Raw genomic sequence first — 13,377 nt, forward strand, 5'->3', positions numbered from 1 at the left:
TTAGTTCCGGCGGGAGAGTTTTATGCGTTCTCAATCATTTCTATGGCTTCATCAAGTGCTTTCTGTGCGGCTTGCTGTGAGTTCGCATCGGCGATCGCACGGATTTTCGGAGATGAGCCGGATGGGCGGATAAGAACGCGTGCGTCCTCTGTGCGGTAGCATACGCCGTCGGCCTCGGAGATTACTTCGAAAAGCTCGCTGGCTTCCTGTACGATTCCCTCCATCTTGCTGTTTTTCTCCTCGACCTGTATTGCTTTACGTAAGTTGTAGAACTCTGGTATGTCCGCTAGGCGTTTTTCCAGGTCGGTTCCGGCAAGTAGTAAGGCCGCCAGTGTCCCAGAGTTGTAAGGCACGAATTGTGTAAAACAGTAGTGTCCGTTCGGTTCTCCTGATAGAGCGGCCTCGAAGTTGATTGTCTCGTCGATGACGAACGGGTCGCCGACACGCGTGTAACGTATCTGGCCGTCGAAGCTGTCTTCAACTACCTGAGATGTATCGATTGAAGCCACCATCCTTTCCGGCCGGATTAGCTGTGTGAATAATGCGAACAACGTGTTTCCGTCAATCCATTCGCCGTCATAGTACAAGGCGACCCTGTCAGCGTCCATGTCGTTTGCGAGACCCATATCCGCGTCTGTCACCTCTACCTCTGTTTCTACATGGCGCAGTAGCTCTGGTTTCGGATTAGGTGGATCGATGTGCGGCCGAGAGTGTTCTTCGCTGAGTTCGTTTACCTCGAAACCAGCTTGACGTAGAAGATCCGGTACGAACACTGATCCGGCGCCGCCCATTGACTCGTAGACAATTTTGCCTTCTGATCGGTCTTTAATTTGTTCGAATAGCTCTAATGCCTCTGTAACGTACTCTTCTCTGTATGAGGTTTCGATAAGCTCGCCGTTACCTTCCTCGAAGTTTTTCTTTCTGAATATCTGTTTGATTCTGTTGAGGTCTTCGTTGATGAATCCGTTGCCTTCAGGGTACATCATCTTGAAGCCGTTGGTATCGAGCGGTAGGTGGGACGAAGTGACTTCGACGGCGTGAGACTGTTCTTTCACACCGGAGAAGGCCGCATAGTCCGCCGGTCCTACTCCGACATCTACAACGTCGATACCAGTCGATCTTACGGCTTCTATGAAAGCTGGTTTAAGCTCTTCCGAGCTTTCCTTGTTGTCCCGTGAGACCACGAGTTTCGTGGAGTCATTTTCCAGCAGGAAGCTGCCGATCGCCTTCCCGAAGTCAGCGGCAAAGCTCTCGTTTATCTGCTCCGGATAGTATCCTCTTACATCGTAACGGTTGAAAACTTCTTCAGCACGGATGAAATCGATGATATCTTCAGCATCATGGTTTTGACGGTCGAAGACAAATCCAGGGACTTCAGCTCTTTCAATCTCAGCTTCTCTATCATCTATGAGTACGTCTATCCCGGCCTCGTCTTTCGATCCGGATTCAATGTATTCTACGGAGTCAACTAGTTTTTTTGCGCCCGATGCTTCTACTTTCTTCTCCTGGAACCGTTCTCTGCCACGGGTTACTAAGACGAGCTGGTGGCCTTCAAGCTCGGAGAGGTTCCTTATATCTTCGTATAGGAAGTTGCTTAGATCTGAAAGCGCGTTGTAAACGGTTTCGACGTTGATACCGCATTTTTCCGCGTGTTTTTCCGGAGAGTAGTTTCCATTGCTGTCGTAAACACTTTCCTCGACGTGGTAAAGCCCTGTATTGTTTTTGAAGTATTCATCGAAGTTTTCCGTATCGAATATGACTCTGTCGAAATCTATGCCTATTCTCATTTTGTTTTAACCTCTTGGTCTACGTAGACGGTTTTCCCGTTCTCGACGTTTTCAGTGACTACTGTTCCCGGTCCTATCCTGGCATTGCTTCCGATCTGAACTCCAGGCATCAGCGAGACGTTGACTCCGATATCTACGTCCTCGCCTATGAAAGCTCCGAGAGACCGTCTACAGGTATCTTCGCTGTATTCTTTGGCTATCAGCTCCGAAGCTATCTGCGGTCGTTCTCCGTTCTCCCTGAACTTTCTGTTGGCAGTGATGGTTCCTGCTCCTATCTTCGAATCTCTGCCTATCACCGAGTCTCCTAGGAAACCAGAATGGAAGCTTGAACCTGGCTGGAGTAACGTGTTTTTAACCTCAGAGTTCGTACCGACCGCGACATTTTTCTCCAGACAACTGTTTTCTCTGATAAGTGCGTTGTTACCTACAACAGCGTTTTTCCCGATGTACGCCGGGCCTTTCACGACAGCGTTTTCGAATATCTTGGCGTTTTCCTCAACTATAACTTTGCCTTTAATCTCGGCCGAGTCTGCGATCTCTGCTGTGTCGGCAACCTGTTTTTCCCTTGTTTCCAGGAGTTCCTCTGTGACTGAGAACAGATCCCACGGGTATTTGATCGAGTTAGTTTCCTCCTGGATTTTCAGGACGGAAGCCGGAGTCTCACGCATCTGTTCACTCAGTGCGTCCTCGTACTGGTACTCCCATTTTTCGACTTCATCGAGATAGTCGAAAAAGCTCTCATGGAGAAGGTACATTCCCACTATTTTCTGATCGCTAGGTGCCTGGCTCGGTTCCGGTTTCTCCACCATGTCTGTAGCTTTACCGTCTTCAAGCTCCAGGATTCCGTACTTTTCCGGGTCCTGTGTAGGCGTTGAGACGAAAACGATCTCAGAGTTTTCATCCTCTGCTTTCTGTATCATAGGCTTGAAGAACTTCGCGGCGTTAGCCCGGTAAGGTGTTAAAACCATGAAGCGTCCTTTGAGAAGATGCTGTGCCTGTCTTAACGCGTTTCCCATTCCCTCCGGTTCTTCCTGGACTACGAAGTGATCGGCGATATGCTTTGCCTGTTTTTCAATTTCCCTGTCCGGGCCTTGTACAACTATTATTTCATCGACTCCGGCGTCTCTCAGCTCGTCGGCGGTGTGTTCGATTATGGGTTTGCCGAGAACTTCTGTAAGTCCTTTATGCTGGTTGTCGCTCAACGGTTTGAACCGGCTTGACCGGCCTGCTGCCAGGATCACTGCCTTCATAACTTAGTTACACGTATCCTGTTTTTATTACTCTGTCAGTTCCTGCGTTTAATGACTTCAGCTAGGCCTAAAGAGTAATCTGCTGCGGTGTCAGCTTTCGCATAACTCATATCACGTTCTTCGAGTTCTTCTTCAACAGGCATATCTCGCTGGCCTACGAAAACTGTTTGCTCGCCTTCAAGGATGTCGCCGGGTTTATCGCCCATGTTGACAAGTATGTAATCAGTTTCGTCTTCGGTGATCATATCGGCACGGTACTCTGCGCCATGCTCCTTCGAGACTGCCACATCCGTTCTCTGGAAGTCCGTGGAACAATCAGGGTTGTGATCTGTCTCAAAGTTAGTTCCGGCAGCAACACCGTCCATAAAGCTCTGGAACTCTTCGAGAAACTCTTCATCAGATAGCTCTGACTGTTCGAAGGAGTTTTCAGTTATCTTCACGGCTTGGTCTCCGACAGACTCCCATTTAAGCCCGACAAGTGGATATTCTTCTGTCAACGCATCTGATAGAGCAGCTACCGTGTTCATCGAGGAGAGATCGACCACCATTGAATCTCCTTGTTGGCTGTAGCTCCGATTATCGACTGTCTCCCGTCTTTCAAGGCACTCTGAAAGCAAGTCCATAGAGAATTTCTGCCGCGATGATTCGGCTATAGGGTTGTTGTAAAGATCTGAGCGGGCGCCTTCGCCGTACATACAGCCAGTTACAGCGCTAACGTTGCCCTGTTCCTGTAGAGTCATTTCTCTACTGGCAGCTTCCAGCCATGCGTTTTTTCTGAAATTAAGTATCTGTTCTCGGCCTACATCAACGGTGCTGTGTATCTCTCCGTCTATTTCAGTTACAGCCCCTAGCTCGCCGACATGATCCATGTTAACTCCAAGCTTCTCAGACGCGACATACTTCAGTGTGGAAATATCCCAGCCTGAAAGCAGTGAAGCGCCGGTTTCAGAGACGTTATGTAGGTATTTTACAGTCTCCGCAACTCCCTGATGTGTCTCATAGTTAGTAGATGCCTTATCGACCATAGGACCGTTCATGTCAACATAAGGGACAATTACTGCCGTTCCCAGTCCTTTATCGTTCATAACAGCGTCTATATCATCAGCCACCTGCTCTACTTTATACTCTGGTATACCTGCTTGACTGGCAACTTTTCTCGTAGAGCCATGTAAACTCATTTGTTATCCTAGGATGACAATAAGACGTTAGTGTTAATAATCTGGGTGTTTACTTGGTGATCTCGCCTAGATCGGTCCGGGCATCCGGGTAGAATGTCGCGCCTTTAACCGAGTTGTTCATCTCGATAAAGCTCTCATCACCTATGAAAGACTCATAGATAACAGTACCGGCCTTTATATCTGTTCCTCTGCCTAGAACTGACTGTTCTACGTGTGTATGCGGATCGATAACCTGGTTGTCGAATAAAAACGAGTTTTCAACCGAGGCTCCTCGTATCTGGCAGTCAGCTCCTACGGTCGAGTTAAATACAGAGCTGTTCGGACCCAGAACACTGTTTTCACCTACTATGACAGGGCCTTCAACAGTGGTGTTCTCCCGGATAACCACATTCTCCCCTATTCTAACATTTCCTTTGATTTCCACAAGCTCGTGGACCTGTGCTGAATCAGCTATTTCCTGTCCGGAGACTGCTTTATCACGTTTGAATCTATCGGCTTTCCAGACTTTTCTCAATGAATCAATCTCCATCCAGTAATCGTCGATTACACTCATCTTGACCTTTCGTCTCTGTGCTAGCTCGCCGACAGCCTCTGCGAGACTTGGGCTTGAAGAATCCTCGATTGCCTGGAAGATTGAGGTTCTGAATGCGTAAACGCCGGTGTTAACCAGTGAGTTTTCCGCTTGCTCCGGTTTCTCCTCTACGGTTTTTACCTCATCGTTTACTATAGATAAAACTCCGAATTTTTCCGGTCTATCCTCGTTGTCGCCCAGTACTGTTGCCTCCGGGCGTTCGTTCAGGTGTTTCTTTTTAAGATCTCTCAGATCATCTCTTGAGACTATTACATCGCCGTTTACCACGAAAAAATCGTCTTCAATAAAATCACAGTGTTTTACAGCATCTGCTGTGCCTGTGACCTCTTCTTGGTGTACTATTGATATGTCTTCCTCGTTTTTGAACTCGTCTTCGAACCGTTCTTCCAGGTGGTTGGTTACGAGGAATACTTCGTCTGTGCCGACTGCGCGAAGATCCTCTATGATGTGTCTTACCGCCGGTTTCCCTGCGATCGGGAGTAGTCCGGTTGGAGTGGTTTCGGTGAAGGGAAACAGGTTTTCTTTTTTCTTCGCACAGAGTATTAACGCTTTCATCTTTAGCCTGTTACAGATTCAGCTTCCGAATCTTCAATAGCGTTTGGTTCATACACCAGCCGGGAAACCCGCCGGTTAGCACCCTCCAGTTCCTCATAGAAACCGGAGCTATTCTCCCGTACAAGATCCAACGTGTCGAATACGGCATTCATGAAAACATCAATATCCTTGTCTGAGACAATTCCTACATCCCTTCCGGCAGCTCTGAGAACTGATTTGCGTAAAACCCTGTAAAGCTGGTCGTGCATCAGCTCCGGTACCTCGATCTCCTCTTCCGTTTGCAGGTCGAAGAGTCGGCCGTGAAGCATATCTCCGAACAGTTTTCTATCTCCCTCAGTTACGAAAAACCGGGCTTCCTCATTGAGAAATGCGGTATCGTTGGCAAGCTTGCTTTCAGTTACGATCGGAGAATGATCGACGAAATCCAGTCGAGAAGCCTGTTTGCGGGCTTTTTTCCCTGCGCCCAGCCAGCTTGAGTTAAGCTCTACGTTGACGTTTCCTGCCTTGAACGCCGCCCAGGTCTTTCCCGGCGCACTTTGTTCGATACTATCTGTTTTACCGCCTTCCGGCCGCATTAACTGATCGGAAACATTCCCGGCCGGCATAAAGTACTCCGATTCCGCATCCACCAGCTCAAGTTCCTTTTCATACCCAGCGGCCTGTAAAAAGTCCAGTACAAATATCTCATGAGTCATTTTATCGAGTATATCGCCGCCGAGTACACCCGAGCGTTCGATCGGATCCAGGATTTTCTGTACACCCATTGAACTCTGACGGAATACCTTGATTGATTCAATATCGACATCCTGTAGTTCCTTTAAAGCCTGTTTTACCACAGGGCTTTCTCTCTCGATGAAATCTGCCTTCCAGACCACATCGTCGCCTGCCGCCAGTTTACGTTCCTTAATATGCTCGTCGCGGGTCATGCTCGGTGGTTTCTCCGCTACATGGTAGAATCCATGGTTCATCGACCGGTAGATATGGTTTGCGTGAGTGGCCGTAGGCCCGGCATCGTAGATTAGGACCTCGCCCTCTACATTCGAGGCCGCTCTGTAGAGTTCATCGACAGACTTGAAAGTATCTATCTCGACGTTGTTTCTGGCTGCGAACTTCTCGGCCGCCTGTCTCTTCTCAAAGTCCCGTTCGGCCAGTCCGTGGAACTCCATGTCCGCACGGTTCAGGTGGTTGTGCATCTCTATGAACTTCTCGAAGCCGTGACGGCCGAAGTTCCCGAGACCGATCTGGAAGACATTTACCTGTTTCACAGTTTAAATCATGTTTCAGCTACATTATAATCTTTCGCAGCAACTACGTAACTCTCCGGAACCCAGGCAAACAGATTTAAGTTTTTGCTACGCCCAGGTAATATATGTCGGACAGCGCAGGACCTTCTGGCGATGAGGCGGTAGATGAAATCGTCTCAGTCCGTATGTCGGACGACCAGGATATCAAGGCTCTCGAAATAATAGAAGGTGTCGCAGAGACTTCTGAAGACAACTCCACGTATACGAAGAGCCATATTTTCCGGTATGCCATAGATCGGATGCTGGCAGGTCGAGAGAACTACGAACCTGATCTAACCAGAGACCGCAAGTTAGAATCTTTACTACAGGAGAAGGCTAAAGAGACCGGTTATGCCCTAGAGTTCGCGGAAGAGAGATCGGAGGCTGAGAAACAGATGGATCTTTACGATGCCGCAGTTTCCGCACATAGAAGATCGGAGAAACAAGGAAAGTCCCGTATAGCTGCCAACGCCAGAGACCACATACTGGAAAACTTTGAGAACACTATGTATGCCGGCGTTCTCAGGGAAGAGATGGAACAATAGACAACCTCTTTATAAATTTTAACTCGGAGAGTACGCATATAGGCGATTAAAATGGGAGATAGACCTGCAAGCATCTACAGAGAACATCCTGGCCAGCCATACACACGGCAGAGCCAGAAGAAAAACGATAACTACATCAAAGGAGCGCCAGCTCCACGAGTAACTCAGTACGTACAGGGAGCCAAGAAAGGCGACCACGAGTTCGATTCAGCGGTAATTCTAACACTGGACGAAGACTGTACGGTAAGAAGCGAGGCACTTGAATCCGGGAGAATCGCAGCGAACTCCCACCTCTCAAAGGTACTTGACCCTGAAGAGGATTACATTCTAAGGATCAAGCCATACCCACACCACGTACTAAGATACCACCCGCTAGCAGGTATCGCACAGGCAGACCGTTACTATGAAGGTATGCGTAAGCCTTTCGGACGTCCTATCGGACGAGCAGCAATCGTCGATGAAGGACAGATTGTTTTCAAGGTAGAAGTCGATGAAGGCGATCTACCGGAAGCGAAGAAAGCTCTTGAACGAGCATCCCACAAGATGCCGGTTCCAACAAGAGTCAAACTCGAGAAGTAAACCTTCTCGAACCTCCTCATTTCACTTATTCATTTACTCAACAAGTCTTTCTCTCCAATTTGCTCCAGCGCAAGATTTTAACCCGGCCGGCTCCAACTAGTCTGTATGGTAGTCTGGAAAGGAGAAACTAGTAGAGAAAAATGCGGGGAGAAGGCGGTAAGACTTGATTCGGCTGACGACCTGAATATACCTAACTTTTTCGTAATAACTAAACAGGAAATCCAGCAACTGGTAGGGGACAGCGCTAACTCACGTGAAGTTCTTAACAAACAGTTTTCCAGTGATTTTTCGAATCAGTTAAGAGAAGCATACAAGGAGGTTGATATGAGTTCGGCGGTGAGAAACGCTTCCGGACCGGCCAGAAATCTTGTTGGCGGGCAGAGAAGCGGAAGCCGTGTCTCGGTGAGAATCTCCGATGACTCGGTCAGCGAGTACAAACTAAACGTCGGAGAATCCGATCTCGGGGACGCGGTAAAAGAGGTTCTGGCCTCTTACTTCGAGGAAAACAGCGAGATGCCCGCGGTTATTGTACAGAGAATGATCGAACCGGAGGCAAGCGGAGCTGTAATACTAAACTATACTGAAGACCACGCCCTGGTCGAGGCCGTAAAGGGGCTGGGAACCTCGATCGAAGAAGGGGTTACCGTACCCGAGTTTTACCTCGTCAATGATTCAGTTGAGGATCGTAGAATCCCGGACTCCCAGCTCGAAGACTCACTGAACCTGATGACTGGCGAGATCAAAAGAAGGAAGACTGACCGGAACCATTTCATCTTCTCAGAATCCGAGCTTGTCAGCTTTGTAAACCGGCTGCGGGCGGAAGGATACAGCGGGAAGTTCGTCTACAAACGCGGAACGTTTTACGTCACCGATTTGTTCGAAAAATCCGATGGCTCAGCTCCAGCCGACCTGGACGGAATAACTGTTACCAAACAGAAAGTTCAGAACCGCGGTTTCCGAAAAACAGAAGATACCGTGCCGCCGGAAGAGTACGAGCGCTCGCTGATATCGGAGAAAGGAGGATACACCTCGACCGATGCGGAAAAAGCCCGTCGAGCAGGTAAACGCGCAGTATTCAGCTTCAAAGGGGAGATCGAAGAGGAGAACAAAGAGTACCAGAGTATGGAAAGACAGAAAAAGCAAAGCTCTACGTCCCAAGATCATTCTCGAAGAGAAACCGCCGGACAGGAGAAATCAGTTTTACAGGTCACTGGCACAGAGTCAGTTCCGCTGAACGCTGAAGGCGGTCTCTCGCTTTCACCGCCTTTCGATGGCAAGTACGCAGTTACATCCCGAAATGTCAGGGGCCGGGCTATTGACCCGGAATCCTATGTTTCAAGCTGCGAGCAGCTGCTTACATACGAGGGCGATCAGCTAGTGTTGGATGCGAGAAACATTAGCTCCCAGGCGGCGGAAAAAGCACTAGGGCTTGTTGAAGCCGATTTCAAGATACTGATTGTAAACCCTTCGGAGACTGGTTTGATCGGCCAGGCGGTACGTAAAGGCTTCGATGCCATAGCCTCGAACAGCCCTGAGACAGTTAGAAGCCAGGTTTTGCGGGAGGAAAAGAAGCTGCTGTTGGATCATGCCAGGAAAGAGCTGGAATAAAAAACTTCTCTAGCCATTTCCTTTCATGACTGAACGAGAAAAATTTAACTACGAGGAGTTCGATGAAGTCCTTGAAGAACTAAAACAGCAGGAATACGAAAAGGTTGCTCTCCAGGGCCCTGACGGCATCAAGCCCCAGATAATTGATTTCGCCGACGAGATGAGAGAACACGGAATCGAGCCTGTTATCATCGGAGCATCCACTTTCGGAGCCTGCGGTATCGCAGACGATAAAGCCGAGACCATGGGCGCTGAAGCACTTGTCCACGTAGGCCACACCCGTTTCCTTCACCCGGAAAGAGCCGACATGGACGATATGAACGTATACTACCTTCCTTACCGGGAAGACCGTGACCTGATGGGTGTTCTGAGAGAACATTACGAGGAGATCGAAGCCGATACAGTCGGTCTTATCGGCGTCACACAGTACATGGATCGAGCTGAACCTGCCAGAGAGTTCCTCGAGTCGAAAGGATACGAGGTCGTCGAGGGAAAGACAGGTCTACGTACAACAGAGCCAGGCCAGGTGCTTGGATGTGATGCCGGAGCAGCACACAACATCTCCCACAAGGTAGATGCGTTCGTATTCCTAGGTTCCGGACATTTCCATCCTTCACAGGTATCGGAGGCCGGAAAAGACGTCTACGTTGTCGATCCTTACGAGAAACATATCTGGGTTGAGCCAGCTAACTCACTTGACGATGAGATGCGAGCCGAGTACGCACGCGTTCTGAAACACAAGGACAAGCAAAAATGGGGTATCGTTACCTCGAGTAAGAAAGGTCAGAACTACATGCGTGCCGTGGAGATCGCGAAGGAGAAGCTGGAAAAACACGGCAAGGACGTCTACGTGTTCGTAGAGGATAGAATCTTCGAGCCGGACTATAAAGGCTTTGGAATCGATATCTTCGTTAACTGCGCCTGTCCGCGTATGACAAAGGACTGGCAGGATATGGCTTATGTTTCACCGAAGGCACTGGAGATGCTGGATAAGGCAGAGGAAGAAAGCACACAGTAAACACCAGTAAATTTATTATCTTTCGGTAACAAACAAGCTGTGTGAGTCTCGGAGTAAGAAGATTCCACGGCGCCCAGGCAAGCGGAAAGGTAATAGATGCCGACTTGAATGAGAGATTTGCCTATAGAGAAAACTGTGATGCTATAGAGGCCTACAAGATAATTTATGAACCTCTAGAAAAGATCATAGAAACTCCTATGGAGGAAAGAACAGTAACTACAGGAAATGGCGCCTACGATTCCGGTAAAAAGCAAACTGTGGAAGAAATAAAGGATCTCTCAGTAGCTTACAAGGAAAACGTCAGGAATATGGAAATATTCTTCAATTTAACTCTGGAAGACGGTCACCGCTACCAGTTTGAAGCCGTACCAAGGACTGATTTCGACCCTGCGACACGTGTAAAACCTCCGGCATTCATGGAGCTACAGCACCAGCCTCACAAACATGAAAGCACCAACGGCAACTCTGAACATATTCGTTTCTCGCTGCGTTATGCTATGTCCTTCGAAGACGATTACCTTGACAGCATAGAAGGGCTGCCGGAAGATACGATAGATGAGATCGATCTCCTGACAGCATTCTACAGAGAAGACGGAATCCACGACCAGTTAGAAGAATCCTCTCTGGATTTCAGCCCGCTCATAAGAGAAGACATGAAGATTCTACAGGCAGATGGTAAAACAGTCTCCAAACATGTGGCCGATGAGACAGTCCCTTACCTGACAGAGTATCTGACCGATGACTTCAAGGATGGAGGATACTCACAGGAAGAGCAAGAACTCGCAGGAAAACATATAGGAACTGCCAACGCATTAGGGTTGAACTTCCGGCATGAACGGGAAGCAGAAGAACTTTTCGGCGCCTACAGCAAAAGATTCGGCAGAAACATGGTACACATCGACCCAGAAGGCGGTATACACACAACAGATGAAACTGCTTTGAGAAACGACAGAGCGCTTTTCGTCCAGCAGGTAGTTCCTCCTGGAGACCGCGAATCACACCATGAAATAGAAAAACAGGCAGATGAACTGACAAAACAGGTAGAAAACGCCGATAAAAACTGGAAACAAGTCCTACCCGAAGAACTACCGCGAAACTGGAGAGACGAACTCCCGGAAAAATTTATCCTTTGAAAAACAGGTTTTAGTTGAAAAAACAACTTCAAATCCTAACGAAGTTTCTGCTGAAACTATCAGAAAACTTCGATGCAATAATATTCCTACCAGAAGTCACAGCCTCAGAACTACTAAGTGGCTGAAAACTCAAGTCTCACTGTAAATTTCGTTCCCTGCTTCGACTACATCTTCTTTTTCGAGTTCTGGGAAGTCTTCAAGGCTGTGGTCTTGGAGTAGCTGTTCCCCTATCTGGTATGATAATGTGTAGCCGAGCCAGTTAGGGTATTCGCCGTCTCCTTTGTTGATGAAGATAGGATCGTATTGATCTGTTGAGAATTCTTGGTCAAGTTCTTCATCTCTGATTTTTGACCAGTGTTCGGCTATGTCTTCACGACCGATTTTGGTTCTCCACGGAGATTCATACTCGGCATTCTGTTCAGCGAAGTGCTGTGTAAGTGCTTCTCCAAGTATGTATTCCCATCTTGTATCCCACTGCTGACCTCGTTTCTCATAGTCCCAAGTATGGGCGTATTCGTGGAAAGCTTGAGCTCTCAATGATTCCTTCCACTTATCTGCTGAATTATTGAAGCTCAAGTCAATAACATTCGGGTATTTAGCAAACCCACTTGAACCATCCATTTCTTCGATTGTGAAGTCGCTTTCTGTCCAGCCGAGTTCTACGATTACTTCTTGTTCCATCGGCAGTTTTTCTTCTGCTTCAGATAGAGCTACATCTACTATCTCTTTCGCTTCTTCTAATTCTTCTGTTGAGGGTTTGATTTGGTGCGACATTCTGGCGACCTCTAACTATACTTGAACTACTGCTACCTTAAAATAATAAACACTTTGACAGGAGAAATGTTTTTGTTTTAAATTCTGAACTACTGGCCTCATCCAAAAAACTTATATTGTAGCTACCATAAAGTAACATATGGTAGCTGGGAATGTAACTCCAAAGAAACGGAAGACTATTTTCGGAGACCGGAAAAACGCAGATTTTTACAGTTCGGAGTTAGAGGATGAAGAAAAAGGAGAGATTTTCAATCTGCTGCTGGAGGAAAGCAAGGAGGACGCACAAGCATTTGCTAGAGCGTTAAACACAGAGGACGATGAGATGCTCGGAGAAATGTGGGAGTCAGTCAGGTCTGTGGGAAAAAAGAAGATTACAAACAGGAATCAGCCGGATTGGGGATGGACGCTTTTCGGAGCGGAGACGGAACACAGTACCACAAAACTGCTTGATATTCCAAGCGAGGGAGAAAGCAAAGGTTTAATTCTAGATAGAGACAGAGACAAGGCATATCTATACCCAAAGAAAGCTAACGGCAAAAGCGATATTGAACACGTCGAAAGATGGCATCTTAACATACAGAACGCACAGGCAATCGGATATGATTTCGCCTCTGAAACAGCAGAAAGAGCGGCTTTAGAACTAGACGGCCAAGTTGTCCCCGTTCTTGAAGTAGACTATAACTCGGAGATGGTTTTGACGAGCGATGCCAAAGAAGCTTTAACTCAGAAACACGGCGAAAAACGCGGGAAGGAAATTTACAGCGGACTAAGAGAGGACCTACAGGAAAAATGGGTGAAAGACGCAGATTACGATCGTAAGCTCCCAGAAGACAGTAGAGAAGACTGGCTGACAGGCATAGAGTTCCTGATAGAAAACGGTTATTTCAAATCAGAAGGTGTCGAAGAGTACAGATGGACTGACACCGACAACCAGGCCATAGAGCTTGAAGAGGACGGCTATGAACTCCTCATGGTTGATGCCGGGGAATACCCACAGAGAGAACTTGGAGAGGAAAACGAAAACTCGGACTATGAGTTCAAGAGATGGAACCGGTCAGGACACGATATATGCTGA

Annotated in this window: 12 protein-coding genes; 6 read left to right on the top strand and 6 right to left on the bottom strand. The window is 47.9% G+C overall.

Going from position 1 to position 13,377, the window contains the following annotated elements:
• Positions 1 to 20: 20 nt before the first annotated feature.
• From SVXnc_RS02805 to SVXnc_RS02825, 5 genes are read right to left on the bottom strand one after another with little or no spacing between them, the layout of a single operon-like run.
• Positions 21 to 1,787, bottom strand: coding sequence for a hypothetical protein (locus tag SVXnc_RS02805; protein ID WP_347721417.1), 1,767 nt, complete (start codon positions 1,785 to 1,787; stop codon positions 21 to 23).
• Positions 1,784 to 3,037 carry a bifunctional sugar-1-phosphate nucleotidylyltransferase/acetyltransferase gene (glmU, locus tag SVXnc_RS02810; protein WP_347721418.1) on the bottom strand — a complete coding sequence of 418 codons (1,254 nt, stop codon included), beginning with the start codon at positions 3,035 to 3,037 and terminating at the stop codon, positions 1,784 to 1,786. Before glmU ends, SVXnc_RS02805 begins: the two co-directional genes overlap by 4 nt.
• A gap of 35 nt (positions 3,038 to 3,072) precedes the next feature.
• Entirely contained in the window at positions 3,073 to 4,215 is a 1,143-nt protein-coding gene (locus SVXnc_RS02815; protein ID WP_347721419.1) for a hypothetical protein, read from the bottom strand.
• A gap of 49 nt (positions 4,216 to 4,264) precedes the next feature.
• On the bottom strand, positions 4,265 to 5,362 hold the full coding sequence (locus SVXnc_RS02820) for a sugar phosphate nucleotidyltransferase (protein WP_347721420.1): 1,098 nt from the start codon (positions 5,360 to 5,362) through the stop codon (positions 4,265 to 4,267).
• Positions 5,363 to 5,364: 2 nt separating this feature from the next.
• Positions 5,365 to 6,627: a Gfo/Idh/MocA family oxidoreductase gene (locus tag SVXnc_RS02825; RefSeq protein WP_347721421.1), complete on the bottom strand. Its 1,263-nt coding sequence runs from the start codon at positions 6,625 to 6,627 to the stop codon at positions 5,365 to 5,367.
• A gap of 104 nt (positions 6,628 to 6,731) precedes the next feature.
• Between SVXnc_RS02825 and SVXnc_RS02830 the strand changes: the two genes are divergently transcribed.
• From SVXnc_RS02830 to SVXnc_RS02850, 5 genes are all read left to right on the top strand, one after another.
• Positions 6,732 to 7,190, top strand: coding sequence for a hypothetical protein (locus SVXnc_RS02830; protein WP_347721422.1), 459 nt, complete (start codon positions 6,732 to 6,734; stop codon positions 7,188 to 7,190).
• A 51-nt stretch (positions 7,191 to 7,241) separates the two neighbouring features.
• Positions 7,242 to 7,769 carry a 50S ribosomal protein L16 gene (locus tag SVXnc_RS02835; RefSeq protein ID WP_347721423.1) on the top strand — a complete coding sequence of 176 codons (528 nt, stop codon included), beginning with the start codon at positions 7,242 to 7,244 and terminating at the stop codon, positions 7,767 to 7,769.
• Between the two features lie 105 nt (positions 7,770 to 7,874).
• Positions 7,875 to 9,377, top strand: a complete 1,503-nt coding sequence (locus SVXnc_RS02840; RefSeq protein WP_347721424.1) for a PEP/pyruvate-binding domain-containing protein — start codon at positions 7,875 to 7,877, stop codon at positions 9,375 to 9,377.
• A gap of 25 nt (positions 9,378 to 9,402) precedes the next feature.
• On the top strand, positions 9,403 to 10,395 hold the full coding sequence (gene dph2 / locus SVXnc_RS02845; protein ID WP_347721425.1) for a diphthamide biosynthesis enzyme Dph2: 993 nt from the start codon (positions 9,403 to 9,405) through the stop codon (positions 10,393 to 10,395).
• Positions 10,396 to 10,436: 41 nt separating this feature from the next.
• A complete protein-coding gene (locus tag SVXnc_RS02850) occupies positions 10,437 to 11,528 on the top strand; it encodes a hypothetical protein (protein WP_347721426.1) in 1,092 nt (363 codons plus the stop codon).
• Between the two features lie 129 nt (positions 11,529 to 11,657).
• Here SVXnc_RS02850 and SVXnc_RS02855 read toward each other — a convergent pair whose 3' ends face one another.
• Positions 11,658 to 12,302 (bottom strand): DUF2268 domain-containing putative Zn-dependent protease, encoded by a 645-nt coding sequence (locus SVXnc_RS02855; RefSeq protein ID WP_347721427.1) that lies wholly within the window; start codon positions 12,300 to 12,302, stop codon positions 11,658 to 11,660.
• Positions 12,303 to 12,441: 139 nt separating this feature from the next.
• On the opposite strand from SVXnc_RS02855, the gene SVXnc_RS02860 reads away from it, so the two are divergent.
• Positions 12,442 to 13,377, top strand: a complete 936-nt coding sequence (locus SVXnc_RS02860) for a hypothetical protein (RefSeq protein WP_347721428.1) — start codon at positions 12,442 to 12,444, stop codon at positions 13,375 to 13,377.

Origin of the sequence: Candidatus Nanohalococcus occultus (assembly GCF_029207735.1) — an archaeon.
Lineage (GTDB): Archaea > Nanohalarchaeota > Nanosalinia > Nanosalinales > Nanosalinaceae > Nanohalococcus > Nanohalococcus occultus.